Source organism: Pseudomonas arsenicoxydans (assembly GCF_006438915.1).
Taxonomy (GTDB): Bacteria; Pseudomonadota; Gammaproteobacteria; order Pseudomonadales; family Pseudomonadaceae; genus Aquipseudomonas; species Aquipseudomonas arsenicoxydans_A.
The window spans coordinates 64705-89235 of sequence record NZ_RCZE01000011.1 but is presented as its reverse complement, the minus strand read 5'-3'; the positions used below and the strand labels follow the sequence as shown (position 1 = coordinate 89235).

Here is a 24531-nt window from a genome sequence, read left to right as displayed (position 1 = left end):
CGCTTTCGCGAGCAAGCCCGCTCCCACATTGCGTTCGACGTTGAATTTAAAAAGTGCCGTCACTCTGGCGTCAATATTCACACTATGACCATTCGGCGCCTTCTGGTCTCGCCTGACGTGCTGGCCAGACTTTTCTTCTATTCTCTGGTTCAAGGATATCGACAGTCATCACAGGATCGAAACAGCCTTCCCACGGGGGCTGAATACCGGATCTACCGAGGGTCGCCGCCATGTCGCGCAACCTCTGCCTTACCCGTCAATGCCTGGGTCTCGTGACCCGTATCGAGTGTGCCATCCGCCCGCTGGCGGGAGATACGGGCATGTGGACCTTGCTCTTCGCCGCCGGAATGGCTGGCGAGCAACCTTCAGCCATCAAGGCACAAGGCCCGTTTCATGGCCCTTTCGTGGCTGAATCAATTCTCGACACCATCGTTGAAAGCCTGACGCTGCACGGCTACGAACTGGCCGATGATCCACAAATCTGGTGCTTGCACCTGCAAGCCCAGTTGCGGGAAATCAACGGGGGTCGTTGCCGCAACCTGGGTGGCTTCGAGCACTGACGGGTTATTGATCCAGCTGGCTCAGATCAGCCTTGGCCAATTTGACCTCGAAACCATATTGCACAGTGGTAAGGTCGGTTCGCTGATAAGTTTCCAGACGTGTGGGCTGGCCATAGAAGTAGTGCACGTCAAATAACGCCGGCCCTTCGGCGCTGGCGTCATGGGTGACCGCAAGAATCTCCTTCAGGTAGTTGCCGCTGTCGTCCCTGGCGAAAAATCGCCAGTCTTGCGCAGGAAACAGTTTCGCATCCACCACCAGCGCATTGCCTTTGAGCTCAAGACCCTTGGGTAATTTCTGGGCGTCGAGCGTTTGCTTGTCGACCGTGGCCAGGAACAACGGCATGGAGCCCACGGCGAACGCTGGTGTTTGCGGAAACAGGTTCAAATCGTAGGTGATCGTGCCGCGCAGAGGGTCGACCTGATAGGCCTCCGGTGGCAGTTCGATCGGCTCGTCGCGTTTACCGTTGTTGTCCGCGGTAAAGAAACTGACCGGGCTATCGCCGGGGCTGAATGAGGTGCCGAGTAACTCGTCATTGAAGCTTCTGGGGTGATCGAATTCGATGCGCGCTGCACTCGGGTCTTCCACCGACTGATTGACGTTAATGCTTTTCTTCAGCTGTTCCTCACTCAGTGTCGCGCCCTTGAGCCAGATTGGCGTCTGATCGTCATACACCACCACCGGCAAGGTCAGCGGCTGGACGGTTTTTGCGGTGGTGTGCGGGTCGAAGCGGCGCACCGGCAGGTCGAGGTCTTTGCGAGTGACGGTGGCGGTCGAAAAATCCAGCAGGCTGACTTCAAGGGTCTCGATCGGCCCGTTGAAGTACACCTTGGAATAATGCTGGCCCTGCTGCTGCTCGAACGTGCGCTGTTCGTCATTGAGCTGTTTTTCGAACGCCTCGCTCCAGGTTTTCTGTTGCTGCATTTTCGCCAGTTGTTTTTGGTAGAAGGCAATTTGCTTGGCAGTTTCGTTGATCGAACCGGAGCGCGAGAGAAATTGCCCTGTGCTGTCCTTGGCCTGGACGATCAGTGGGTTCAACAGGGTTTCAACGACTTCAGGCGCCACGGGAGCGCTGTTGTTGTATTCAATCTCGGCGTAGTTCTTTCCAAGCTTCAACAGGGTAACGCTGAGGTTGTCGTTGGTGCGGGTCTGGCCGACGTCCTTTTTGCCCAGGTCGAAGCTGTAGAGCCGGCGCGGCGCGATCACTTCGACTTTGCCTTGCAGGCTCACCGGTTGCGGCTGGTTTTTTTTGTCGACATCCAGGCCATCGATGAAAGGGTAGGTCACCGTCAGGTCATCGGGGTTGGTCAGGTTGGAACTGGAAGGACTGAGTTGAATGCCGGGATCGGTTTCCGACCATTCGGGCTGGAAGGGGATGACTCGTTTGTTGCTCAGTGTCACCGATTGCCATTCCAGGCCATGGGGGAAAAGGAATGCCGCCGGAATATTGAAGTTGAACGGGAATACCGGTTGCAGGTCGGTCAGGTAATCGGAGCTGGAATCCTTGTGCAACACGAACAGGCCATTGATGTAGGTGTCGACCAGGGCTTGGGGCGTGGGGTAGTGCTTAAGCACGGCGAGGGCGTCTTCGCCGTATTCGGTGTCCACCGGTTTGCTGTCGAGCTTGAGCTGCGCGCGTTCGAGCAACAGCAGTGAGCCGCCGAGCTCGGACACGGCGTCCTTGAGCTTCGGGTCCTGGATCTGATCCAGAGATTGTTCAAACTGCGCGGTTTTTTCCTCGAGACTGACCTGATGCTTGTCCTCGCCGGGCGAGCAACCGCTCATCAGCAACGTCAGGCAGATGCCGGCACTCGTTAAAGGCAATCGCACATCCATTTTCCCGTCTTCCTGTCCAATGTCGCTGAGCGGTCAATAGTCTGGACACTAGCAGAAAAACTTTGTGACACACGCGCAGGTGGCGGATTTTTCGACGGTTTCTGGCAGCTTCTGGATAGCGACAGGTGGCTGGTATACTCGCGGCCATTTTCAACCCCTGTGTGAGATTCAATGGAACGCTTTATCGAAAATGCAATGTACGCCTCCCGCTGGCTGCTGGCGCCGATCTACTTCGGGTTGTCGCTTGGGCTGTTGGCGCTGGCGCTGAAGTTCTTCCAGGAAGTTTTCCACGTTATCCCCAATGTGTTCTCGATGGCGGAATCGGACCTGATCCTGGTGCTGCTGTCGCTGATCGACATGGCGCTGGTAGGCGGTTTGCTGGTGATGGTGATGATTTCCGGTTACGAGAACTTCGTTTCTGAACTGGATATCGATGACCACAAGGAAAAGCTCAACTGGCTGGGCACCATGGATTCATCTTCCCTGAAGATGAAAGTGGCCGCTTCCATCGTGGCGATTTCCTCTATCCACCTGCTGCGGATATTCATGGACGCCAAGAACGTCGATCCCGAGCATTTGAAGTGGTACGTGATCATCCACATGACGTTCGTCGTGTCGGCCTTCGCCATGGGCTACCTGGACAAGCTGACCAAGCACTGACTCCGCACAACCTCTGTAGGAGCAAGGCTTGCCCGCGATGGCATCACCGCGGTTTGTCGTCAGATCGAGCTGACGCCATCGCTGGCAAGCCAGGCTCCTACAGGTGATTGGATCGAACCGGACGGGCGGTGGCGTTGCTGGCTTGTGCTTTGATGCGCCGGGGCCTATCCCTGTAAGTAGTCTTGGCTCGCCATTGTCTGAGGTGCCTTTATGAATCTTGTTGAACTACGCGCTTATGCCATCGCAGGGAAAGTCGATGAGTTGAACCTGATCTCCATGGAAGGCGGGATCTATCTGCTGGAGGCGCGCATGCACGGTGCCGCGTATCCCTTGAGCGATGCCCACGACCATATGTTCCAGGTGCGCTCGGTCGAGCATGCGCGTCAGGTGCTGCATGACTTCCCTTCTTTACCCTTCAACCTTGTTCACGCCTCGGTTCATGATGAGATGTGCGGGCTGGGCGCGAGTGTGGGGGAAAGCTTGAAGGTGCCGATTGCCTTCCGCTCTTCCTGGCAACACTGACAGCCCTCATCAGGACGATGTCATCTGTGCTAGTCTGCTGGCCCTTTTGGTTCCGGGCGCTCCGGGACGCGCTGTGCACGCACGGCAAGTTCCCGGGCCGTCCGCACAGCGGAGCAGTGTCATGTCCGAAGTAAATCTGTCCACCGACGAAACCCGCGTCAGCTACGGTATTGGCCGTCAGCTGGGCGACCAGCTGCGCGACAACCCGCCACCGGGCGTTAGCCTGGACGCGATCCTGGCAGGTCTGACCGATGCCTTCGCCGGCAAGGAAAGCCGTGTTGGCCAGGAAGAAATGTCCGCGAGCTTTAAGGTGATTCGCGAAATCATGCAAGCCGAAGCGGCTGCCAAAGCTGAAGCGGCTGCTGGCGAAGGCCTGGCTTTCCTGGCTGATAACGCCAAGCGTGAAGGCATCACTACCCTGGCTTCCGGCCTGCAATTCGAAGTGCTGACTGCCGGTGAAGGCGCCAAGCCGACCCGTGAAGATCAAGTGCGTACTCACTACCACGGCACCCTGATCGACGGCACTGTGTTCGACAGCTCCTACGAGCGCGGTGAGCCTGCTGAATTCCCGGTTGGCGGCGTGATCGCTGGCTGGACCGAAGCCCTGCAACTGATGAATGCCGGCAGCAAATGGCGTCTGTACGTGCCGAGCGAACTGGCTTACGGCGCTCAAGGCGTTGGCAGCATTCCGCCGCACAGCGTACTGGTGTTCGACGTCGAACTGCTCGACGTTCTGTAAGCAATTGATCCTGTAGGAGCAAAGCTTGCTCGCGAATGTATCACCTCGGTTTCAAGTCGGAATCTAGTCGTCTGCATCGCGAGCAAGCTCTGCTCCTACAGGGTTTTGCGGTGAGCTTCATACTTCGAACTTTGTGTTCAGTTCATTCGACGGGCGCAACGCCCGGGCATAACAGAATAGAAACAGATTACGCACCAGTTCCTTGAGCACCACCGGCTCGCTGGAACTCAGGCCGCTGACATCCAGATCCCCCTGATCCTGCAGTTCGCTCAAGGCTTCTTCTTCAAGCACCGCACAGACTTCCCCGGTTTCCCGATGCAGGATCCTCAGGTAAGGGTGTGGGCGATCCAGCCAGGCATCGATCAAATAAGTCATGTCTCATCTCCATTGATTTGGGTTTCAATGAGAATAATTCTTATTCATCAAATAGCAAGGACCTATTGGCGGTTTGTGCTTTTTTCCGGGTAAAGGTTGCGTAAGGTCAAATCGGCTGGCGTTTGGCTATTGCGCGTGCAGGCGGGTTGAAGCGGGGGAGGGCGAAGCACCATCCCACGCAAGGCGCGGGATGGAATACAGCAGATTCAGACTTTTCTGACGAACTCGGATTTGAGCTTCATCGGGCCGATGCCGTCGATCTTGCAGTCGATGTCGTGGTCACCATCGCACAGGCGGATGTTCTTGACCTTGGTGCCGACCTTGACCACCAGCGATGTGCCCTTGACCTTGAGGTCCTTGATCACAGTGATGGTATCGCCGTCCTGCAGGACATTGCCGACCGAATCCTTTTTCACGGTGTCATCGGACGCCACGTCGGCTTCGCCGCTGGCGGACCACTCGTGCGCGCACTCGGGGCAGATCAGCTGTGCGCCGTCTTCATAAGTGTATTCGGAATTGCATTTTGGGCAGGGTGGCAACGTGCTCACTAAAGCTCCTTGGATTGAGGAATCGCTAAAAGTCGCACATTGTATAGGGTTTTAGGCGGGAGAGGACTGGACGCTGATAAACCTGTGGAAGCGACCTGTGGCGAGGGGGCTTGCCCCCGTTCGACTGCGAAGCAATCGTAAACCCATTGAAATGCCGGGGGCGCTTCGCGACCCAACGGGGGCAAGCCCCCTCGCCACAAGTCGCCCCACAGGGTATTGCGGTGTCGTTAGTGCGTGCGGGCTACCGCAAATTCACTCAACTCAACCAATGCATCGCGGTACTCGCTGGCAGGCAGCGCGTCGAGGCATTTGATCGCACGGGCCACGTAATCACGGGCCAGTTTTGCGGTGTATTCCAGCGAGCCAGAGGCTTCTACCGCTTCACGGATGCTTTCCAGGTCTTCGATACCGCCTTTCTGGATCGCCTTGCGCACCAGGGCTGCCTGTTCCGGTGTGCCTTCACGCATGGTGAAGATCAGTGGCAAGGTCGGCTTGCCTTCGGCCAGGTCGTCACCCACGTTCTTGCCCAGGGTTTGCGCGTCGCCTTTGTAATCCAGCAGGTCGTCGACCAGTTGGAAGGCTACGCCCAAGTGGTCGCCAAAGGTGCGCAGGGCTTCGGCCTGTTCCGCTGTGGCTTCGCAAAGAGCGGCAGCACTGTGGGTCGAAGCCTCGAAGAGCATCGCGGTCTTGCCGCGGATGACTTCCATGTAGGTTTCTTCGGTGGTGCTGGCGTCACGGACTTTCGACAGCTGCAACACTTCGCCTTCGGCGATGATGCGGGTCGCTTGCGAAAGGATCTTCATCACCGGCATGGAGCCCAGTTCGACCATCATTTCGAAGGAGCGCGAATACAGGAAGTCGCCGACCAGCACGCTCGGGGCGTTGCCCCACATGGCGTTGGCGGTCGAGCGGCCACGGCGCATGCCGGACATGTCGACCACATCGTCATGCAGCAGGGTGGCGGTGTGCAGGAACTCGATGGTCGCGGCCAGCAGACGCAGGTCGTCGCCTTCGCGGCCCAGCGCCTTGCCACACAGCAACACTAATAAAGGACGCAGGCGTTTACCGCCAGCCGAGGTAATGTAATCGCCGATTTTCGATACCAGCGGCACTCGGGAAGTCAGCTGCTTCTTGATGATGCCGTCGACGGCGCTAAAATCGTCCGCCACCGCGCGGTAGAAAGCTTGGGGTTGCATCAGCGACAGTTGCTCCAGAAGGGTTGCGCGGCATGCTAGGACCCACGTCGGCGAGTGTCAAGGCGCGATGGACGGCCTCTTGCATCACTCCGGCAGCTTGCGTACAATCGCGCACCCTGAACTTCCTGGGCAGCACCTGCCTTACGCAATTGCAAACCGGCCTTCCAGCCCTATGCAGCCATGCCAGCCAATACCTCTTCTTATAAAGAGCTGGGTGAGCAGGATTATCGGAGAAATACCATGTCGTACGCAGTAATTGTTACTGGTGGCAAGCAATACAAGGTCGCCCCAGGTGAATACCTGAAGATCGAAAAACTGGAAATCGCTACCGGCGAATCCGTTACTTTTGATCGCGTTCTGTTGGTCGCCAATGGCGATGACGTGAACATCGGCGCTCCAGTTGTTGCTGGCGCTACCGTTGTGGCTGAAGTGATCTCCCAAGGTCGTCACGATAAAGTCCGCATCATCAAGTTCCGTCGTCGTAAGCACCACATGAAGCGTATGGGCCACCGCCAGTGGTACACCGAGATCAAAATCACCGGTATTCAGGCTTAATTTCAGCCTAATTCCTCACTAGGAGAATTGACTCATGGCACACAAAAAAGCTGGTGGTAGTACCCGTAACGGTCGCGACTCAGAAGCCAAACGCCTTGGCGTGAAGATGTATGGCGGCCAGGTTATCATTCCGGGCAACATCATCGTGCGTCAGCGCGGCACCCAATTCCACGCCGGTTACGGTGTTGGCATGGGTAAAGATCACACTCTGTTCGCTAAAATCGACGGCGTGATCAAGTTTGAAGTAAAAGGCGCTTTCAATCGCCGTTACGTAAGCATTGTCCCGAAGACTGACGTCGTCGCGGCATAATTACGTGGTTGCTGGAAAAGCCCTGTCTTGCGACGGGGCTTTTTCGTTTGTGGGGTGAGTCTCTTGCAAAGCTGTTTGTGATGGGCTCCAGCGCAGTTTTTGCGGTCGTTGATTGAGGTCGCTGCGCTCATTTTTGCAAGAGTCTTATGTCTAGATATTTTCGGCTCGTCCGTATGGCGAGAGGCGTTTTGTTATGAAGTTTGTTGATGAAGTATCGATTCGAGTAAAGGCCGGCGACGGCGGCAACGGTTGCATGAGCTTCCGTCGCGAGAAATTCATTGAAAACGGCGGCCCGAACGGTGGTGACGGTGGTGATGGCGGCTCGGTCTACATGATCGCCGACGAAAACCTCAACACCCTGGTCGACTACCGTTACACCCGTCACTTCGATGCCGAGCGCGGCTCCAACGGCGGCAGCACTGACTGCACCGGCAAGAAAGGTGAAGAGCTGGTGCTGCGCGTGCCGGTCGGCACTACCGTCATCGACGCCGCTACTCAAGAAGTGATCGGCGACCTGACCAAGGCTGGCCAGAAGCTGCTGGTGGCTCACGGCGGCTGGCACGGTCTGGGCAACACCCGTTTTAAATCCAGTACCAACCGCGCTCCGCGTCAGACCACTCCGGGTAAGCCGGGTGAGGCGCGTGACCTCAAGCTGGAAATGAAAGTGCTGGCTGACGTCGGCCTGCTGGGCTTGCCGAACGCCGGTAAAAGTACCTTCATCCGCTCGGTATCGGCCGCCAAGCCGAAAGTCGCCGATTACCCGTTTACCACCTTGGTGCCGAACCTGGGTGTGGTCAGCGTCGATCGTTGGAAGAGCTTCGTGGTCGCGGACATTCCGGGTCTGATCGAAGGTGCTTCCGATGGTGCTGGCCTGGGGATTCGTTTCCTCAAGCACTTGTCGCGTACCCGTTTGCTGCTGCACCTCGTGGACATGGCGCCACTGGATGACACCAGTGCCCCGGATGCCGCTGAAGTGATCGTCAGCGAGCTGACCAAGTTCAGCCCGTCTCTGGCTGAGCGTGATCGTTGGCTGGTGCTGAACAAGTGCGACCAGATCCTTGAAGAAGAGCACGATGCTCGCGTCAAGGAAATCGTTGATCGCCTGGAGTGGACGGGTCCGGTCTACGTGATCTCGGCCATCTCCAAGCTCGGCACCGAGCGTTTGTGCCACGACATCATGCGATACATGGAAGATCGTGCTGACCGTCTGGCTGCCGACCCGGCCTACAAGGAGGAGCTGGCAGAGCTCGATCAGCGCATCGAAGACGAAGCCCGTGCTCAGCTGCAGGCCCTGGATGACCAGCGTGCCCTGCGCCGTAGCGGCGTGAAGTCGGTCCACGACATCGGCGACGATGATTGGGATGAAGAAGATGTGGATGACGAAGACGGTCCGGAAATCATTTACGTGCGTGACTGATTCGTTGCGATAAACTTAAACGCCGCTTGCTAGAGCGGCGTTTTAGTATCTGGAAATCGGTAGTCACGAATAACGTCATGGGCAGTGCCAGGTCGCGCTGTCCTCAAGCTAAGGTTGAAGATGATGCGGAGCAAGGTGACAGGTGCGCAGCGTTGGGTCGTGAAGATCGGCAGCGCTTTGCTGACGGCGGACGGCAAGGGCCTGGATCGCGCGGCAATGGGCGTCTGGGTCGAGCAGATGGTGGCTTTGCATGAAGCTGGTGTCGAACTGGTGTTGGTGTCTTCCGGGGCCGTGGCCGCGGGCATGAGCCGCTTGGGCTGGACCGTACGACCCAGTGCGATGCATGAATTGCAGGCCGCCGCCGCCATCGGTCAGATGGGCTTGGTGCAGGCCTGGGAGTCGAGCTTTGCCGAGCATGGTCGGCACACCGCGCAGATTCTCCTGACGCACGATGACTTGTCCGATCGCAAGCGCTACCTGAACGCCCGCAGCACCTTGCGCGCCCTGGTTGAGCTGAAAGTGATTCCGGTGATCAACGAAAACGACACCGTGGTGACCGACGAAATCCGTTTCGGCGACAACGACACGCTGGCGGCGCTGGTGGCCAACCTGGTTGAAGCCGATTTGCTGGTGATCCTTACGGATCGCGATGGCATGTTCGACGCTGATCCGCGCAACAACCCTGACGCCAACCTGATTTACGAAGCCCGCGCTGATGATCCGGCGCTGGATGCGGTGGCCGGCGGTACCGGCGGTGCGCTGGGGCGCGGCGGTATGCAGACCAAATTGCGTGCGGCGCGTCTGGCAGCCCGTTCCGGGGCGCACACCATCATCGTCGGTGGGCGCATTGAGCGCGTGCTGGATCGCCTGAAGGCGGGTGAGCGCATCGGCACCTTGCTCTCGCCTGAGCGCGGCATGCTGGCGGCGCGCAAGCAATGGCTGGCCGGGCATCTGCAAACCCGTGGCACGCTGGTCTTGGACGGTGGCGCGGTGAAAGCGCTGGCCCAGGATCATAAAAGTTTGCTGCCGGTGGGCGTCAAACTGGTGCAGGGCAGCTTCCGTCGCGGCGAAATGGTGGTGTGTGTGGCGCCGGATGGTCGCGAGATCGCCCGTGGCCTGGCCAATTACAGCGCGCTGGAAGCGCAAAAAATCATCGGTCAGTCGTCTGAGGCGATTGTCGGTCTGCTGGGTTACATGGCTGAACCGGAACTGGTTCACCGCGATAACCTGATTCTGGTCTGAAGGAATACCTGAATGCGTGTGGCAAAAGGATTATTGGGTCTGCTGCTGGCGATGCCGCTGCTGGCTTCGGCTGAGGAAATTGGCCAGGTATCGACGGTGTTCAAGTTCGTCGGCCCGAACGACCGTATCGTCGTCGAGGCGTTTGATGATCCTAAAGTCGACGGTGTGACGTGCTATCTGTCGCGCGCCAAGACCGGCGGCGTGAAGGGTGGTTTGGGTCTGGCGGAAGATCGCGCCGAGGCCTCTATCGCTTGTCGTCAGGTCGGTCCCATCAGTTTCAAGGGTGAGCTGAAGGATGGCGATGAGGTGTTCAAGGAGCGCACGTCGCTGGTGTTCAAGACCATGCAGGTGGTGCGTTTCCTCGACAAGAAGCGCAATACGCTGGTGTATCTGGTCTACAGCGATCGTTTGATCGAGGGCAGCCCGCAGAATGCGGTGACGGCGATCCCTATCCTGCCGTGGGCGCACGCTCAATAATCTGACGAAAATCGAAATGTGGGAGCGGGCTTGCTCGCGAAAGCGGTGTGTCAGGCGACATTAATGTCATCTGATACTCCCTCTTCGCGAGCAAGCTCGCTTCCACATTTTTTTGTGGTGCTTTTACTAAATCGCAGGCAATAAAAAACCGACCCTGAGGTCGGTTTTTCAACAAGCTTATCGCTTAAGCGGCAACAGCAAGGTTCAGAGCCTTGACGTGACCGTTCAGGCGGCTCTTATGACGAGCAGCCTTGTTCTTGTGGATGATGCCTTTATCGGCCATACGGTCGATAACTGGCACGGCCAGAACGTAAGCAGCTTGAGCTTTAGCAGCGTCTTTTGCGTCGATGGCTTTAACTACATTCTTGATGTAGGTACGAACCATGGAACGCAGGCTGGCGTTGTGGCTGCGACGCTTCTCAGCCTGTTTTGCACGTTTTTTGGCGGAAGGTGTGTTGGCCACCGTCGAGCTCCTCGAAAGACTTTTTAGGAAATAGCAAACAAAATAGGCCGCGAATCATGCCGATGAGTTGATGTCTTGTCAAGGGCGGTTGAGACGTTCCGCTAAGTGGTAGGTATAAAGAGGCGGGATATTTATTTCCGGCGCTTGACCTGTAAACTCGCGAGCTTTGGCTCTGTGCTGCTGCGGCGCGGAGTATCGCATAAGTAGGCGCTTTGTTCGCCTGCTGTTTATCGACAGGCACAAACTCTTTCAATGAATCTGCTCAAATCGTTGGCCGCCGTCAGCTCTATCACGATGATCTCCCGGGTTCTGGGGTTTGTTCGTGACACGCTGATTGCACGTACATTTGGTGCCGGAATGGCGACGGACGCCTTCTTTATCGCCTTCAAATTGCCCAATCTGTTGCGGCGAATCTTCGCCGAGGGGGCGTTTTCCCAAGCCTTCGTGCCGATTCTGGCTGAATACAAAAGCCAGAAGGGCGAGGAGGCGACGCGAACATTCATTGCTTATGTCTCGGGCCTGCTGACACTGGCACTGGCGCTGGTCACGGTGTTGGGGATGATTGCGGCACCCTGGGTGATCTGGGCGACTGCACCGGGTTTTACCACTACACCGGAAAAATTCGAGCTGACCTCGAGCCTGTTGCGCGTCACCTTTCCCTACATATTGCTGATCTCCCTATCGTCGCTGGCCGGTGCGATCCTCAATACCTACAACCGTTTTTCGGTGCCGGCCTTCGTGCCGACCTTGCTTAACGTCAGCATGATCGTGTTTTCGGTGTTCCTGACGCCGTACTTTTATCCGCCAGTCATGGCGCTGGGATGGGCGGTTCTGGTGGGTGGCCTGGCGCAATTGCTTTATCAGCTGCCGCACCTGAAAAAAATCGGCATGCTGGTGTTGCCGCGTCTGAACTTGCGCGACAGCGGTGTGTGGCGAGTCATGAAGCAGATGCTGCCGGCGATTCTCGGCGTATCGGTCAGCCAGATTTCCCTGATCATCAACACCATTTTCGCGTCCTTCCTGGTGGCAGGCTCGGTGTCCTGGATGTACTACGCCGACCGCTTGATGGAGTTGCCGTCCGGCGTATTGGGCGTGGCGCTGGGCACGATTCTGTTGCCGACACTGGCCAAAACCTACGCCAGCAAGGACCGTCACGAATATTCGCGCATCCTCGACTGGGGCCTGCGCCTGTGCTTTGTGTTGGTGTTGCCGTGTTCGCTGGCCCTGGGGATTTTGGCTGAGCCGCTAACCGTTTCGCTGTTCCAATACGGCCAGTTCAGTGCCTTTGATGCGTCGATGACCCAGCGTGCACTGATCGCTTATTCCGTCGGCTTGCTCGGGATTATCGTGATCAAAGTGCTGGCGCCGGGTTTTTATGCGCAACAAAACATCCGCACGCCGGTAAAAATCGCAATTTTCACCCTTGTGGTGACACAGTTGTTCAACCTGGTGCTGATCGGTCCGCTGGCCCACGCCGGGCTGGCCCTGGCCATCAGTGCCGGTGCCTGCATCAACGCCGGGCTGTTGTTCTATCAACTGCGCAAGCAGCAGATGTACCAGCCGCAACCGGGCTGGGCGAAGTTCGGCGCCAAGCTGGTTATCGCCGTGTTGGTGATGTCCGCGGTGTTGTTGCTCGGCATGCATTTCATGCCAGCGTGGGATCAGGGGCCTATGCTGGAGCGGTTCCTGCGCCTGGGTGCCTTGATCGGCGCCGGCATCGTCGCTTACTTCGGGATGTTGCTGCTGATGGGCTTCCGTTTGCGCGACTTCAATCGCAAGGCGTTGAGCTGAGGTTGCAGCCTCGATAAACACGGGCGAGCCGGTGGTTTTGTCGGCTCGATCACTTTGGTTACGGTGTTGCCTGTCGTCGGCCGCCGGGTGTGGTTATAATCGACCACTTTATGAGCAAGAAGCGCGTTATGCAGCTGGTTCGAGGCCTCCAAAATCTGCGCCCCCAGCATCGGGGCTGTGTCGCCACTATTGGCAACTTTGACGGTGTTCACCGTGGCCACCAGGCTATCCTGGCGAGGCTGCGTGAACGTGCGCTCGAGTTGGGCGTGCCTAGCTGCGTGGTGATTTTTGAGCCGCAGCCGCGAGAATTCTTCGCCCCGGATACGGCTCCGGCCCGTCTGGCCCGGCTGCGGGACAAACTGCAGCTGCTGGCCGACGAAGGTGTCGACCGCGTCCTGTGCCTGGCCTTCAATCAGCGGCTGAGCAAACTCAGCGCCAGCGAATTCGTCGATACCATTCTGGTGGACGGCCTTGGTGTACAGCACCTCGAGGTCGGTGACGACTTCCGCTTCGGCTGCGACCGCGTAGGCGATTTCGATTTCCTGCAACAAGCCGGCATCGTTCAGGGCTTTACCGTCGAAGCTGCGCAAACCGTCGAGCTGGACGGTATTCGCGTCAGCAGCACCCAGGTTCGCAATGCCCTGGCCGCTGCCGATTTTGTCCTGGCCGAGCGACTGCTTGGGCGTCCGTTCCAGATTACCGGGCGGGTGCTGCATGGCCAGAAGCTGGCGCGCCAGTTGGGGACACCCACGGCCAACATACAACTCAAGCGCCGTCGCGTGCCGCTGACCGGGGTTTACCTGGTCAACGTCGACATCGATGGCAAGACCTGGCCAGGCGTCGCCAATATCGGCGTGCGGCCAACGGTTCAAGGTGATGGCAAAGCCCACCTCGAAGTGCATCTTTTAGATTTTGCCGGCGATCTGTATGACCGGCGTTTGACGGTGGTCTTCCACCATAAGCTGCGTGAAGAGCAGCGTTTCGCCTCTCTGGAGGCGCTTAAGACGGCGATCAATGCGGATGTCGCCGCCGCCCGTGCCCTGTCGCACCTAGCGCCAATCGCTAATGAAGAGCCTTAAATGACCGACTATAAAGCCACGCTAAACCTTCCGGACACCGCCTTCCCAATGAAGGCCGGCCTGCCTCAGCGCGAACCGCAGATTCTGCAGCGCTGGGACAGCATTGGCCTGTACGGTAAGTTGCGCGAGATTGGCAAGGATCGTCCGAAGTTCGTCCTGCACGACGGTCCTCCGTACGCCAACGGCACGATTCACATCGGTCATGCGTTGAACAAGATTCTCAAGGACATGATCATTCGCTCGAAGACCCTGTCGGGTTTCGACGCGCCTTATGTTCCGGGCTGGGACTGCCACGGCCTGCCGATCGAGCACAAAGTCGAAGTGACCCACGGCAAGAACCTGGGCGCGGACAAAACCCGCGAACTGTGCCGTGCCTACGCCACCGAGCAGATCGAAGGGCAGAAATCCGAATTCATCCGTCTAGGCGTGTTGGGCGACTTCGCCAACCCGTACAAGACCATGGACTTCAAGAACGAAGCCGGTGAAATCCGTGCCCTGGCGGAAATCGTCAAGGGCGGCTTCGTGTTCAAGGGCCTCAAGCCCGTGAACTGGTGCTTCGACTGCGGTTCGGCTTTGGCTGAAGCGGAAGTCGAGTACGAGAACAAGAAGTCCTCGACCATCGACGTAGCGTTCCCGATTGCCGACGAAGCCAAACTGGCGGCCGCATTCGGTCTGCCGTCGCTGGCCAAGCCGGCTTCGATCGTGATCTGGACCACCACCCCGTGGACCATCCCGGCCAACCAGGCGCTCAACGTTCACCCGGACTTCAACTACGCCCTGGTCGACGTCGGCGACAAACTGCTGGTACTGGCTGAAGAACTGGTCGAGTCGTGCCTGGCCCGTTACAGCCTGGAAGGTTCGGTCATCGCGACCACCACCGGTAAAGAACTGGAACTGATCAATTTCCGTCACCCGTTCTACGATCGCCTGTCGCCGGTTTACCTGGCCGAGTACGTCGAACTGGGCGCTGGCACCGGCGTGGTTCACTCCGCACCGGCCTACGGCGTAGACGACTTCGTGACCTGCAAGAAGTACGGCATGGTCAACGACGACATCCTTAATCCGGTGCAAAGCAACGGTGTCTACGCGACCTCGCTGGAGTTTTTCGGCGGCCAGTTCATCTGGAAGGCCAACCCGGGCATCGTCGACAAACTGACTGAAGTCGGCGCGCTGCTGCACACCACCATCATCGAACACAGCTACATGCACTGCTGGCGTCACAAGACCCCGCTGATCTACCGCGCCACCGCGCAGTGGTTCATCGGCATGGACAAAGAGCCCGCGACCGGCGACACCCTGCGCAAGCGTGCGATCAAAGCGATTGAAGAGACCAAATTCGTACCGGCCTGGGGCCAGGCGCGCCTGCACTCGATGATCGCCAACCGTCCGGACTGGTGCATCTCCCGTCAGCGCAACTGGGGCGTGCCGATCCCGTTCTTCCTGAACAAGGAAAGCGGCGAACTGCACCCACGCACTGCCGAGCTGATGGAAATCGTTGCCAAGCGCGTCGAAGTCGAAGGCATCGAAGCCTGGTTCAAGATGGACGCCGCCGAACTGCTCGGTGACGAAGCGCCGCAGTACGACAAGATCAGCGACACCCTGGACGTCTGGTTCGATTCGGGCACCACGCACTGGCACGTCCTGCGCGGTTCGCACCCGATGGGCCACGAAACCGGCCCACGCGCCGACCTGTACCTGGAAGGCTCGGACCAACACCGTGGCTGGTTCCACTCGTCCCTGCTGACCGGTTGCGCCATCGACAACCACGCGCCGTACCGCGAACTGCTGACCCACGGCTTCACCGTCGATGAGTCCGGTCGCAAGATGTCCAAGTCGCTGGGCAACGTAATTGCACCGCAAAAGGTCAACGACACCCTGGGCGCCGACATCATGCGCCTGTGGGTGGCTTCCACCGATTACTCGGGTGAAATGGCAGTGTCCGAGCAGATCCTGCAACGCAGTGCGGACGCCTACCGGCGTATCCGTAACACCGCGCGCTTCCTGCTCTCGAACCTGACCGGCTTCAACCCGGCCACCGACATCCTGCCGGCCGAAGACATGCTGGCACTGGACCGTTGGGCCGTGGACCGCACCCTGCTGCTGCAACGTGAGCTGCAAGAGCACTACGGCGAATACCGTTTCTGGAACGTCTACTCCAAGATCCACAACTTCTGCGTGCAGGAGCTGGGTGGTTTCTACCTCGACATCATCAAGGACCGTCAGTACACCACTGGCGCCAACAGCAAGGCTCGCCGTTCGGCGCAAACCGCGCTGTATCACATCTCCGAAGCGCTGGTGCGCTGGATCGCGCCGATCCTCGCGTTCACCGCTGACGAACTGTGGGAATACCTGCCGGGCGAGCGTAACGAATCGGTGATGCTCAACACCTGGTACGAAGGTTTGACCGAGCTGCCGGAAGGCGTCGAGCTGGATCGCGCCTACTGGGAGCGGATCATGGCCGTCAAAGTGGCCGTCAACAAGGAAATGGAAATCCAGCGCGCGGCCAAGGCCGTCGGTGGCAACCTGCAAGCCGAAGTGACGCTGTTCGCCGAAGAAGCGCTGAGCGCCGACCTGGCCAAGCTGAGCAACGAACTGCGCTTTGTCCTGATCACTTCGACCGCGACCGTTGCGCCGTTTGTACAGGCACCGGCTGATGCTGTGGTCACCGAAGTCAGCGGCTTGAAGCTGCAAGTGGTCAAGTCGAGCCACGCCAAGTGCGCCCGTTGCTGGCACTGCCGTGAAGACGTCGGCGTGAACCCGGAGCATCCGGAAATCTGCGGTCGTTGCGTCGATAACATCAGCGGCGCTGGCGAGGTTCGTCACTATGCCTAATGCCGTTGGCCGTTTCGGACGGCTGAGCTGGCTCTGGTTGAGTTTGCTGGTCCTGGTCATCGACCAGGTCAGCAAGTTCTACTTCGAAGGCAAGCTCCAGATGTACCAGCAAATCGTGGTGATCCCCGATTACTTCAGCTGGACCCTGGCTTATAACACCGGCGCAGCGTTCAGCTTCCTGGCTGACAGCTCCGGCTGGCAGCGCTGGCTGTTCGCCCTGATCGCCGTGGTGGTCAGTGCGGTGCTGGTGGTGTGGCTCAAGCGTCTTGGGCGTAACGAAACCTGGCTGGCCGTCGCCTTGGCGCTGGTGCTGGGTGGCGCGCTGGGCAATTTGTATGACCGCATCGCCTTGGGCCATGTGATCGATTTCATTCTGGTGCATTGGCAGAACCGCTGGTATTTCCCGGCGTTCAACTTTGCCGACAGCGCAATTACTGTCGGTGCAGTGATGCTGGCACTGGATATGTTCAAAACCAAGAAGACCGGAGAAGCCGTTCATGACTGAACAGGTATTGGCTGAGCAACGCATCCGCCAGAACACGGAAGTCACCTTGCACTTTGCACTGCGCCTGGAGAACGGCGACACCGTCGACAGCACCTTCGACAAAGCCCCGGCGACCTTCCAGGTCGGCGACGGCAACCTGTTGCCAGGTTTCGAAGCGGCACTGTTCGGCTTCAAGGCGGGCGACAAGCGTACGCTGACGATTCAGCCAGAAAACGCTTTCGGCCAGCCGAACCCGCAAAACGTGCAGATCATCCCGCGTTCGCAGTTCAAGGACATGGACCTGTCGCCGGGTTTGCTGGTGATCTTCAACGATGCGGCGAATACTGAGCTGCCTGGCGTGGTGAAAGAATTCGATGACGAGCAAGTGACCATCGACTTCAACCACCCGCTGGCCGGCAAGACATTGACCTTTGACGTCGAGATCATCAGCGTCAAATCGTTGTAAGTAACTACGCAGATCCAATGTGGGAGCGGGCTTGCTCGCGAATGCTGACTGACATTCAATATGGATGTCATCTGATACACCGCTTTCGCGAGCAAGCCCGCTCCCACATTGAACCCTCGCTGTTTTTGGGCCTTGAGTATGGCCAACAGCAGGGCATTTCTAATTCTTGCGCGCAAGACACGAGGCACAGCATGCAAATCAAACTCGCCAACCCCCGTGGCTTCTGCGCCGGCGTGGACCGTGCGATCGAAATCGTCAACCGCGCCCTGGAAGTGTTCGGGCCGCCGATCTACGTGCGCCACGAAGTGGTCCACAACAAATTCGTCGTCGAAGACCTGCGCGCTCGCGGGGCGATCTTCGTTGAGGAACTGGATCAGGTCCCGGACGACGTCATTGTGATCTTCAGTGCCCACGGCGTTTCCCAGGCCGTGCGTACCGAAGCCGCCGGCCGTGGCCTCAAGGTGTTCGACGCGACCTGTCCGCTGGTGACCAAGGTGCACATCGAAGTCGCGCGCTACAGCCGCGATGGCCGTGAATGCATCCTCATCGGCCACGCCGGTCACCCGGAAGTCGAAGGCACCATGGGCCAGTACGATGGCAGCAATGGCGGCGCGATTTACCTGGTCGAAGACGAGAAAGACGTCGCCGCGTTGCAGGTGAACAACCCTGAAAAACTCGCCTTCGTGACCCAGACCACCCTGTCCATGGACGACACCAGCCGCGTGATCGACGCGCTGCGTTCACGCTTCCCAGCGATTGGTGGTCCGCGCAAGGACGACATCTGCTATGCCACGCAAAACCGTCAGGATGCGGTCAAGCAACTGGCCGAAGAATGCGACGTGGTACTGGTGGTCGGCAGCCCGAACAGCTCAAACTCCAATCGCTTGCGTGAACTGGCCGAGCGCATGGCCACCCCGGCTTACCTGATCGACGGCGCCGAAGACCTGCAAAAGAGCTGGTTTGAAGGTGTCGAGCGTATCGGCATTACCGCCGGCGCCTCGGCTCCGGAAGTGTTGGTGCGGGGTGTGATCCAGCAATTGCAGGCATGGGGCGCAACCGGTGCCGATGAACTGGCCGGTCGTGAAGAGAACATCACGTTCTCCATGCCTAAAGAGCTGCGCGTGCGCTCTTTGCTCTGAAGCGTTTCCCTCCCGGACATAGCGCCTGCTCGGCTTTATCGCTGCGCAGGCTGACACGACCCGTAGCGGCCAGCACCACCTGGAGCTGGCTGACGGGCTCGCGGGCTGCGCAAAAGTGCACTGTCCCCGCTTGAAAGGCCCGCCCGGGCATCTGTGGTTCACCTATTGCGCTGAATCGAACGTATCGTCTGACCGGCCCATTGCCGACAATCGCCCCCCGAGCGCTACCCGTGCGCTCAACCAGCAGCGGATTACTGCTGTCTTTCGGCCCTTTGCCGCTGATGTCCAGAATGATCCGCCAGCCCTGTCCCCAATCCCCGTTGATGCCATGAATCACAACGGCCTGATTGCGTGTGATGGCCAGGGTTCTGGCGTTGCGAATACCGCTGACCAGAGCGTTCGCCGCCGCTTCGCGATGATTCGATTCAGTGAGTGCTGCGAACGCCGGACTGACCAACAGCAGAACAATTGCGGCAATCGCCAGTCCCATAAGCAGTTCGATCAGGCTGAAACCTTGCTGATGCATGGCATTTCCCTCCCTGGAGTGGTGTGACCCGCGCAATCCTTGCGCGAGTAATGGCAAATCAACCTGCCGGGGCCGGTCGAATGTTCTAGCGTGTAGAAGCAGGTATAGCCGACGGCAACGGAGGGCACCGATGGATCATCGTACAAAAGGTTTCACTCTGATCGAGTTGTTGATCACGCTCGCGGTGTTTCTGATCCTCATCACCTTGGCCGTGCCGGCGTTTACCCGCTCGGTGCAAACCACCCGGGCCGATACCGAAATCGGCGACTTGCAGCGTGGACTCAATTTCGCCCGGCTGGAGGCCATCGACCGTGGCATCACCACCCGGGTCCGCCCGACGGCCGGCGGCGGTGTGTGGACCGGTGAATTGACGGTCTATGACGGTACTGGCACACCGGCCAATGTATTGCGGGTTGTTCCAGCGATGAGCAGCGGCGCCACTCTGACGCTAACCTCAGGAGTGACCGCGCTGGACTTCAACAACCTGGGCGGTTTGTCTGCACCGTCTACCGCTGTGGTCATCAACTATGTATCGGGGACGCAAAGCCGGACGCTGAATGTGTGTTTGAACGGACGAATTCTATTGGGTGGTAGTTGCGGATGAGGGAAGGGAGCAAGCGTGCACAGGAGGGCATGACGCTGATCGAAGTCTTGGTGGCGTTGTTGATACTGACCGTGGGGCTATTGGGGGCGGCGGCGATTCAGCTCAATGCGCTGAAGTACACCGACAGTTCTCGGATGACCAGCCAGGCGAGTTTTATCGCCTACGACATGATGGACCGCATCCGCGCCAATTCCGCCGCCGACTACACTGTCACGCCTCCGACCTCGGGCAACCTGAGTGTCGCTCGGGACCAGGACCTCTACGACTTCACCACCAACATCGTCAATTTCGGCGGCGCGACGGCCACCGGCAGCGTGACGCTGAACCAGCGGGTCTACACCATTACTATCAATTGGGATGACGCGCGCGCCGCCAATACCGCCAGCTCGCGCCGCAGCTTCGTCCTGACCAGTCGCGCCTCGGTCGACCCGGTGTCCACGCCATGAACCACTCCAGCCGAGGGTTCGGTTTGATCGAGTTGCTGATTGCGCTGGCGTTGAGCCTGATCGTGGTCCTGGGTGTGGCGCAGATTTTCATTGCGGCGAAAAATACCTACGTCAGCCAGAACGTGTCTGCCGGGATGCAGGAAGACGCGCGTTTTGTGTTGAGCAAAATGATTCAGGAAATTCGCATGGTCGGCATGTTCGGCTGTTTGGGGAACATCACCGATTCAAGTACGGGGGGCAGCTTCGCTGTCAGTCAGACAACACCGATCAGCTGGGATAATGCCAACCTCAAATTGACCCTCGTGACCGCCGATGTGGGAGCGGGTGGCGGGGCGCCAGTCTGGACAGTGGTTTCCGATTGTCGAAACACGGCGACGGCCTATACAAGTCCACCGGCACTGACATCGGGGCAGTTGGCATTTCCGATCCGCCGGTTGATCTACAGCTTCAGCAACAACCAGATATTGATGGGGGCGGGTGCCGGCACGCCCACCCAGTACGTGCTGGTGAACAACGTGAGGGCGTTCAATGTGAGCTTCGGCCTCGCCAGTTCCGCCACTGATGTGGCAGCTTCCAGTTACAGCAGCAACCCGTCGGACCCCGCACGCATCCGCAGCGTACGCTTGAGCCTGATCCTCACCGACCCGAATGGCCGGGTCCACGACCAGACCTTCAGCGTGGTTGCCGCCTTGCGCAACCGCCTGCCATGAGGGCGGCCGCCATGACGTCTCACGCGCAGAGTGGCATGGCGCTGCTGGTCAGCCTGGTGTTTTTGCTGTTGCTGACGCTGATCGGCCTTTCTTCGATGCAGAACGCCACCCTGCAGGAAAAAATGGCCGGCAGCGTGAGCCTGCGCAACCAGTCATTCCAGGGCGCCGAAGCGGCATTGCGCGTGGGTGAAAGCGCGGTGCAACTCGCCAGCTATTCATTGCCGGTCTGCAGCCAGTGCGCGCCGCCTGCCGAGGCCACGAGCATCACGGCCGCCGGGCTCAACTCCAGCTCTGGCGTGACGTGGATTGCTTCCGGCACTGGCTTTTACGGGGTGCAAAACATCGGCACCACACTCAACGCCGTCAATGTGCCGAGCAACACCTCGGCGACGCTTTACCGGGTGACCGCCGTCGGCATTGCGGGCAACTCGCGCAGCGTCGTGGAGAGTATTTATGCGAAGTTCTGAAGGGTGTACCCGCATTTGGCGGCTGCTTTGCGGCGTTGTGTTCGGACTTTATCTTTCGGCCCCGGCGTATGCGTTCACGCCTTCTGATTCACCGCTGTTAAGCGCTGCGGCTGTTGCGCCGAACGTGATGTTGCTGATCGACGATTCGGGCAGCATGAACAGCATCCTTTACGCCGCCGGGTTCGATCCCGCCGTCACGGGGCGCACGCCCGCCAGGCAGTGCAACTTTTTCCTCGGGCTGTGTTTGAGCGGCAGCGACATCGTCGGGGATTCGATCTTCCTGTCCAGCCTGCCGCAGTCCGGATGTTCGGGTGGGGGCTACGCGTTTTACAACAACAGCCTGGCGCCGTTGTGCCTGAAGTTGCCGGACCCGGTGGGCAATGAAAACACCCGGTACTCCGACGATTACCTGTCGTACCTGGTGGGCCTGGCCAACGGCAGCAACCGAGACTTCACCACCGGTTCAATCCCCAACGACTACCGCATGAACGTGGCGCGAAACGTGTCCACGGCACTGGTCAGCAGTAACCGCGGCTTGCGCATGGGGCTTGCGACGTTTAATCCGGTGAACAGCAGCAACTCCGGCAACGGTGGCTTTATCGCCCGCTCGATCAGTGATCTGTCGGTGGTGAGCGGCAGCGTGACCCAGTCGCAGGCCGACAATAATTACAACAATCTGATCACCTCCATCAACGGCTTGAGCGCCGTGGCCAACACGCCACTGGCGGAAACCTATTACGAAATCACCCGCTACTTCCGGGGCCTGGCGCCGTACTACAACTCGACGCCGGCCACGTACACCAGCCCGATCCAGTACCGTTGTCAGAAAAACTACGGCGTGGTCATCACCGATGGCCTGCCGACGTTTGACCGCAGCTTCCCGACCAATGATCCCTTGGGTGGCACCCGGCTTCCAAACTGGGATGGTGTGAACAACGATGGCAACAATCTCAATGGTGACAGCGAAGGCGACACGCTTTACCTCGACGACATCGCCAAGTTTGCGTTCGACATCGACATGCGCTCCACCGGCACTGACGCGGCGGGCAAAAGCTGGAATGCGGTGGACTTCCCGAAACAGAACATGAACACCTACACCGTAGGGTTTACCGCCGCGAATCAGATGCTGTCGGACGCGGCCAGCTACGGGCAGGGCAAGTACTATCAGGCGACCGATAGCCTGGGGCTCAACAGCGCGTTGTCTTCGGCGTTGAGCGAGATCACTTCCAAGGCCGGTTCCGGGGGGAGTGGGGTCACCAGCGGCACCACCCTGACCAGCGGCTCCAGTTATTTTCAGACCAGCTATGACCCGAAGGACTGGCGCGGCACGATCAAGTCCTTCGGTTTCACTCCCGCTGGAGCGGTGAACACTGGCGCCGTGCAGTGGACCACCGACACCACCATCGTCCCCGGCACGACCGCACCGACCTTTCAATCCTGGAACACCCTGAGCAACACCGCCGTCACGCTGGCCTACAGCAGTTTTTCCGCGGCGCAGCAGACATCGTTGAGTCAGAGCTTGCCCAACGGCATCACCGGCAGTGATCTGGTGGAGTGGAGCAAAGGCACCAATAAAACCGGGCTCAAGGTGCGCAGCGTATTGCTCGGCGACATCATCAACTCGCCGCTGGTGCTGGCATCCCCTGTGGATAAAACCGCCTCTGATTTGCTGGGCGACACCACTTACAGCACCTACCTGACCACCAAAGCCACCAATATGAGTGCCAGTCTGGTGGTGAACGCCAACGACGGTTTTGTGAATGTCATAAATTCCACCAATGGCGTCAGGCGCTATGCCTACATGCCGTCCAGCGTTTTACCCTCGCTGCGCTACATCGCCGACCCGACCTACATCAACGGTGTGAGCCACAAATACCTGGTCGACGGTCAGGTCGGTGTGTTCGATGCCCAACTCAGTGGCGCCTGGAAAACCCTGGCCATTGGCGGCACTGGGGCGGGCGGCAAAGTCTTCTATGCGTTGCAACTGTTCGATGCCTCGTTGGGTAACGCGTTCAAGGCGCTGTGGGAAATCGCTGCGCCCACCACGCCGAGTACGGCGAACGTCTTCAATGACCTGGGTTATGCCTACGCGCGACCGGAAGTGGCACGCTTGGCCGATGGTCGATGGGCTGCGTTTATTTCCAACGGCTATGGCAGCAACTCCGGGGTCGCGGCGCTGTACGTGGTGGATGTGCGTGACGGCTCGTTGATCAAGAAAATCGTGGTCGACAGCACTGAAACCACCAATGGTCTGTCGTCGGTGAAACTCAAGGTCAACTCGCAGAATGTGGTGCAAGCCGCCTATGGCGGAGACTTGAAAGGGCGGTTGTGGAAGTTCGATCTGAGCGCCCCGGCCCCCGATACCTGGGGCGTCGCCTTTTCCGGCAAGCCGCTGTTTACCACGGCAGGCGGGGCCACTCAGCCCATCACTGCGCAACCGTTGCTGGCGGACAATTCACTGGGCGGCAAGGTAGTGTTTGTCGGCACCGGTAAATTCAACGAGACGGCCGACAAGACCAACAAGGATTTACAGGCGTTTTATGCGGTGTGGGATGCGGACGGCGGATCGGGTCAAATCACCGTGGCCAGTTTGCAGGCTCAGGCAATAACGGGGGTGTTTGCGGGCAGCACCGATCAATTCATCACCACCAGCCAGAACGACGTAACTTACCCGGCGGAAAAGGGCTGGTACTTGCCACTGGTGTACAACAACGTGCTGACCGGCGAGCGGGTGATCAATCAAGCGAGTCTGGTGCTGGGGCGGATCGTTTTTACGACGGCGAGTGTGGACACCACCGACCCGTGCGCCAGCTTCGGCACCGGCAAACTGGTCGAACTGGAGGCGTTCAGCGGTAAGATGCTCAACTATGCGGTGCTTGATACCAACGGCGACGGTGTGGTCGACAGCATCGACATGGTGTCGAGCGGGGTGGTTTCCACCGGCGGCATTTCGACCCTGAACGCCATCGTCAATGGCGGAACCGGTAAGATTACTAACGATTCCAGTGGCAGCATCAAAACGCTAGTAGAAAAAGGTGGCGGCGGCAGCCGTCGCATCATGTGGCGACAAATACAGTAAGTGAGAGTTG

The 24531-nt window shown here is 58.7% G+C and carries 26 protein-coding genes; 20 read left to right on the top strand and 6 right to left on the bottom strand.

Annotation, left to right across the window (positions count from 1 at the left end; genetic code table 11):
- The first annotated feature begins 230 nt into the window (after nucleotides 1-230).
- On the top strand, nucleotides 231-560 hold the full coding sequence (locus EAH78_RS22165) for a hypothetical protein (protein WP_027924208.1): 330 nt from the start codon (nucleotides 231-233) through the stop codon (nucleotides 558-560).
- A 4-nt stretch (nucleotides 561-564) separates the two neighbouring features.
- Here EAH78_RS22165 and EAH78_RS22160 read toward each other — a convergent pair whose 3' ends face one another.
- On the bottom strand, nucleotides 565-2394 hold the full coding sequence (locus tag EAH78_RS22160) for a hypothetical protein (RefSeq protein ID WP_140669433.1): 1830 nt from the start codon (nucleotides 2392-2394) through the stop codon (nucleotides 565-567).
- A 171-nt stretch (nucleotides 2395-2565) separates the two neighbouring features.
- Here EAH78_RS22160 and EAH78_RS22155 point away from each other — a divergent pair, with 171 nt between their 5' ends.
- The 3 genes from EAH78_RS22155 to EAH78_RS22145 all read left to right on the top strand — a co-directional run bounded on the left by EAH78_RS22155 (nucleotide 2566) and on the right by EAH78_RS22145 (nucleotide 4315).
- The gene (locus tag EAH78_RS22155) at nucleotides 2566-3054 is read left to right on the top strand and encodes a TIGR00645 family protein (protein WP_027924206.1); all 489 of its coding nucleotides are present in this window, start codon (nucleotides 2566-2568) and stop codon (nucleotides 3052-3054) included.
- Between the two features lie 210 nt (nucleotides 3055-3264).
- Complete coding sequence (locus tag EAH78_RS22150) at nucleotides 3265-3576, top strand: DUF6482 family protein (RefSeq protein ID WP_140669432.1); 312 nt, start codon at nucleotides 3265-3267, stop codon at nucleotides 3574-3576.
- 121 nt (nucleotides 3577-3697) lie between these two features.
- Nucleotides 3698-4315 (top strand): FKBP-type peptidyl-prolyl cis-trans isomerase, encoded by a 618-nt coding sequence (locus EAH78_RS22145; RefSeq protein ID WP_140669431.1) that lies wholly within the window; start codon nucleotides 3698-3700, stop codon nucleotides 4313-4315.
- A 117-nt stretch (nucleotides 4316-4432) separates the two neighbouring features.
- Here EAH78_RS22145 and EAH78_RS22140 read toward each other — a convergent pair whose 3' ends face one another.
- From EAH78_RS22140 to EAH78_RS22130, 3 genes are all read right to left on the bottom strand, one after another.
- The gene (locus tag EAH78_RS22140; RefSeq protein WP_140669430.1) at nucleotides 4433-4690 is read right to left on the bottom strand and encodes a PA4570 family protein; all 258 of its coding nucleotides are present in this window, start codon (nucleotides 4688-4690) and stop codon (nucleotides 4433-4435) included.
- Nucleotides 4691-4896: 206 nt separating this feature from the next.
- The gene (locus EAH78_RS22135; protein ID WP_046028563.1) at nucleotides 4897-5238 is read right to left on the bottom strand and encodes a zinc ribbon domain-containing protein YjdM; all 342 of its coding nucleotides are present in this window, start codon (nucleotides 5236-5238) and stop codon (nucleotides 4897-4899) included.
- Nucleotides 5239-5465: 227 nt separating this feature from the next.
- Nucleotides 5466-6434, bottom strand: coding sequence for a polyprenyl synthetase family protein (locus tag EAH78_RS22130; protein ID WP_140669429.1), 969 nt, complete (start codon nucleotides 6432-6434; stop codon nucleotides 5466-5468).
- Nucleotides 6435-6674: 240 nt separating this feature from the next.
- On the opposite strand from EAH78_RS22130, the gene rplU reads away from it, so the two are divergent.
- The 5 genes from rplU (at nucleotide 6675) to EAH78_RS22105 (ending at nucleotide 10435) form a co-directional block, all read left to right on the top strand.
- Complete coding sequence (rplU, locus tag EAH78_RS22125) at nucleotides 6675-6989, top strand: 50S ribosomal protein L21 (RefSeq protein WP_003176051.1); 315 nt, start codon at nucleotides 6675-6677, stop codon at nucleotides 6987-6989.
- 34 nt (nucleotides 6990-7023) lie between these two features.
- On the top strand, nucleotides 7024-7299 hold the full coding sequence (gene rpmA, locus EAH78_RS22120) for a 50S ribosomal protein L27 (protein WP_007943982.1): 276 nt from the start codon (nucleotides 7024-7026) through the stop codon (nucleotides 7297-7299).
- A 193-nt stretch (nucleotides 7300-7492) separates the two neighbouring features.
- Nucleotides 7493-8716: an Obg family GTPase CgtA gene (gene cgtA, locus EAH78_RS22115; RefSeq protein WP_027924200.1), complete on the top strand. Its 1224-nt coding sequence runs from the start codon at nucleotides 7493-7495 to the stop codon at nucleotides 8714-8716.
- A gap of 123 nt (nucleotides 8717-8839) precedes the next feature.
- Entirely contained in the window at nucleotides 8840-9958 is a 1119-nt protein-coding gene (proB, locus tag EAH78_RS22110) for a glutamate 5-kinase (RefSeq protein WP_027924199.1), read from the top strand.
- Nucleotides 9959-9970: 12 nt separating this feature from the next.
- A complete protein-coding gene (locus tag EAH78_RS22105; RefSeq protein ID WP_008022496.1) occupies nucleotides 9971-10435 on the top strand; it encodes a CreA family protein in 465 nt (154 codons plus the stop codon).
- A 184-nt stretch (nucleotides 10436-10619) separates the two neighbouring features.
- Here EAH78_RS22105 and rpsT read toward each other — a convergent pair whose 3' ends face one another.
- The gene (gene rpsT, locus EAH78_RS22100) at nucleotides 10620-10898 is read right to left on the bottom strand and encodes a 30S ribosomal protein S20 (RefSeq protein ID WP_007942340.1); all 279 of its coding nucleotides are present in this window, start codon (nucleotides 10896-10898) and stop codon (nucleotides 10620-10622) included.
- 252 nt (nucleotides 10899-11150) lie between these two features.
- On the opposite strand from rpsT, the gene murJ reads away from it, so the two are divergent.
- From murJ to ispH, 6 genes are all read left to right on the top strand, one after another.
- The gene (gene murJ, locus EAH78_RS22090) at nucleotides 11151-12689 is read left to right on the top strand and encodes a murein biosynthesis integral membrane protein MurJ (protein WP_140669428.1); all 1539 of its coding nucleotides are present in this window, start codon (nucleotides 11151-11153) and stop codon (nucleotides 12687-12689) included.
- A gap of 128 nt (nucleotides 12690-12817) precedes the next feature.
- Nucleotides 12818-13768 (top strand): bifunctional riboflavin kinase/FAD synthetase, encoded by a 951-nt coding sequence (ribF, locus tag EAH78_RS22085; protein WP_027924197.1) that lies wholly within the window; start codon nucleotides 12818-12820, stop codon nucleotides 13766-13768.
- Nucleotides 13769-16600, top strand: coding sequence for an isoleucine--tRNA ligase (gene ileS / locus EAH78_RS22080; RefSeq protein ID WP_140669427.1), 2832 nt, complete (start codon nucleotides 13769-13771; stop codon nucleotides 16598-16600).
- A complete protein-coding gene (lspA, locus tag EAH78_RS22075; RefSeq protein WP_140669426.1) occupies nucleotides 16593-17105 on the top strand; it encodes a signal peptidase II in 513 nt (170 codons plus the stop codon). The genes ileS and lspA overlap by 8 nt, the downstream gene beginning before the upstream one ends.
- Before the next feature lie 7 nt (nucleotides 17106-17112).
- Nucleotides 17113-17550 (top strand): FKBP-type peptidyl-prolyl cis-trans isomerase, encoded by a 438-nt coding sequence (gene fkpB, locus EAH78_RS22070; RefSeq protein WP_174602658.1) that lies wholly within the window; start codon nucleotides 17113-17115, stop codon nucleotides 17548-17550.
- A gap of 191 nt (nucleotides 17551-17741) precedes the next feature.
- Nucleotides 17742-18689, top strand: a complete 948-nt coding sequence (gene ispH / locus EAH78_RS22060) for a 4-hydroxy-3-methylbut-2-enyl diphosphate reductase (RefSeq protein WP_140669425.1) — start codon at nucleotides 17742-17744, stop codon at nucleotides 18687-18689.
- Here the strand turns inward: ispH and EAH78_RS22055 are convergent.
- Nucleotides 18658-19215, bottom strand: coding sequence for a GspH/FimT family pseudopilin (locus tag EAH78_RS22055; RefSeq protein ID WP_140669424.1), 558 nt, complete (start codon nucleotides 19213-19215; stop codon nucleotides 18658-18660). The genes ispH and EAH78_RS22055 overlap by 32 nt on opposite strands.
- A 130-nt stretch (nucleotides 19216-19345) precedes the next feature.
- Between EAH78_RS22055 and EAH78_RS22050 the strand changes: the two genes are divergently transcribed.
- The 5 genes from EAH78_RS22050 to EAH78_RS22030 are packed head-to-tail and all read left to right on the top strand — an operon-like array spanning nucleotide 19346 to nucleotide 24521.
- Nucleotides 19346-19819 (top strand): GspH/FimT family pseudopilin, encoded by a 474-nt coding sequence (locus tag EAH78_RS22050; RefSeq protein WP_140669423.1) that lies wholly within the window; start codon nucleotides 19346-19348, stop codon nucleotides 19817-19819.
- Entirely contained in the window at nucleotides 19816-20265 is a 450-nt protein-coding gene (gene pilV / locus EAH78_RS22045; RefSeq protein ID WP_140669422.1) for a type IV pilus modification protein PilV, read from the top strand. The genes EAH78_RS22050 and pilV overlap by 4 nt, the downstream gene beginning before the upstream one ends.
- Complete coding sequence (locus tag EAH78_RS22040; protein ID WP_140669421.1) at nucleotides 20262-20975, top strand: PilW family protein; 714 nt, start codon at nucleotides 20262-20264, stop codon at nucleotides 20973-20975. Before pilV ends, EAH78_RS22040 begins: the two co-directional genes overlap by 4 nt.
- A complete protein-coding gene (locus tag EAH78_RS22035) occupies nucleotides 20972-21442 on the top strand; it encodes a pilus assembly PilX family protein (protein WP_140669420.1) in 471 nt (156 codons plus the stop codon). The genes EAH78_RS22040 and EAH78_RS22035 overlap by 4 nt, the downstream gene beginning before the upstream one ends.
- The gene (locus tag EAH78_RS22030) at nucleotides 21429-24521 is read left to right on the top strand and encodes a pilus assembly protein (RefSeq protein WP_140669419.1); all 3093 of its coding nucleotides are present in this window, start codon (nucleotides 21429-21431) and stop codon (nucleotides 24519-24521) included. Before EAH78_RS22035 ends, EAH78_RS22030 begins: the two co-directional genes overlap by 14 nt.
- Nucleotides 24522-24531 lie beyond the last annotated feature (10 nt).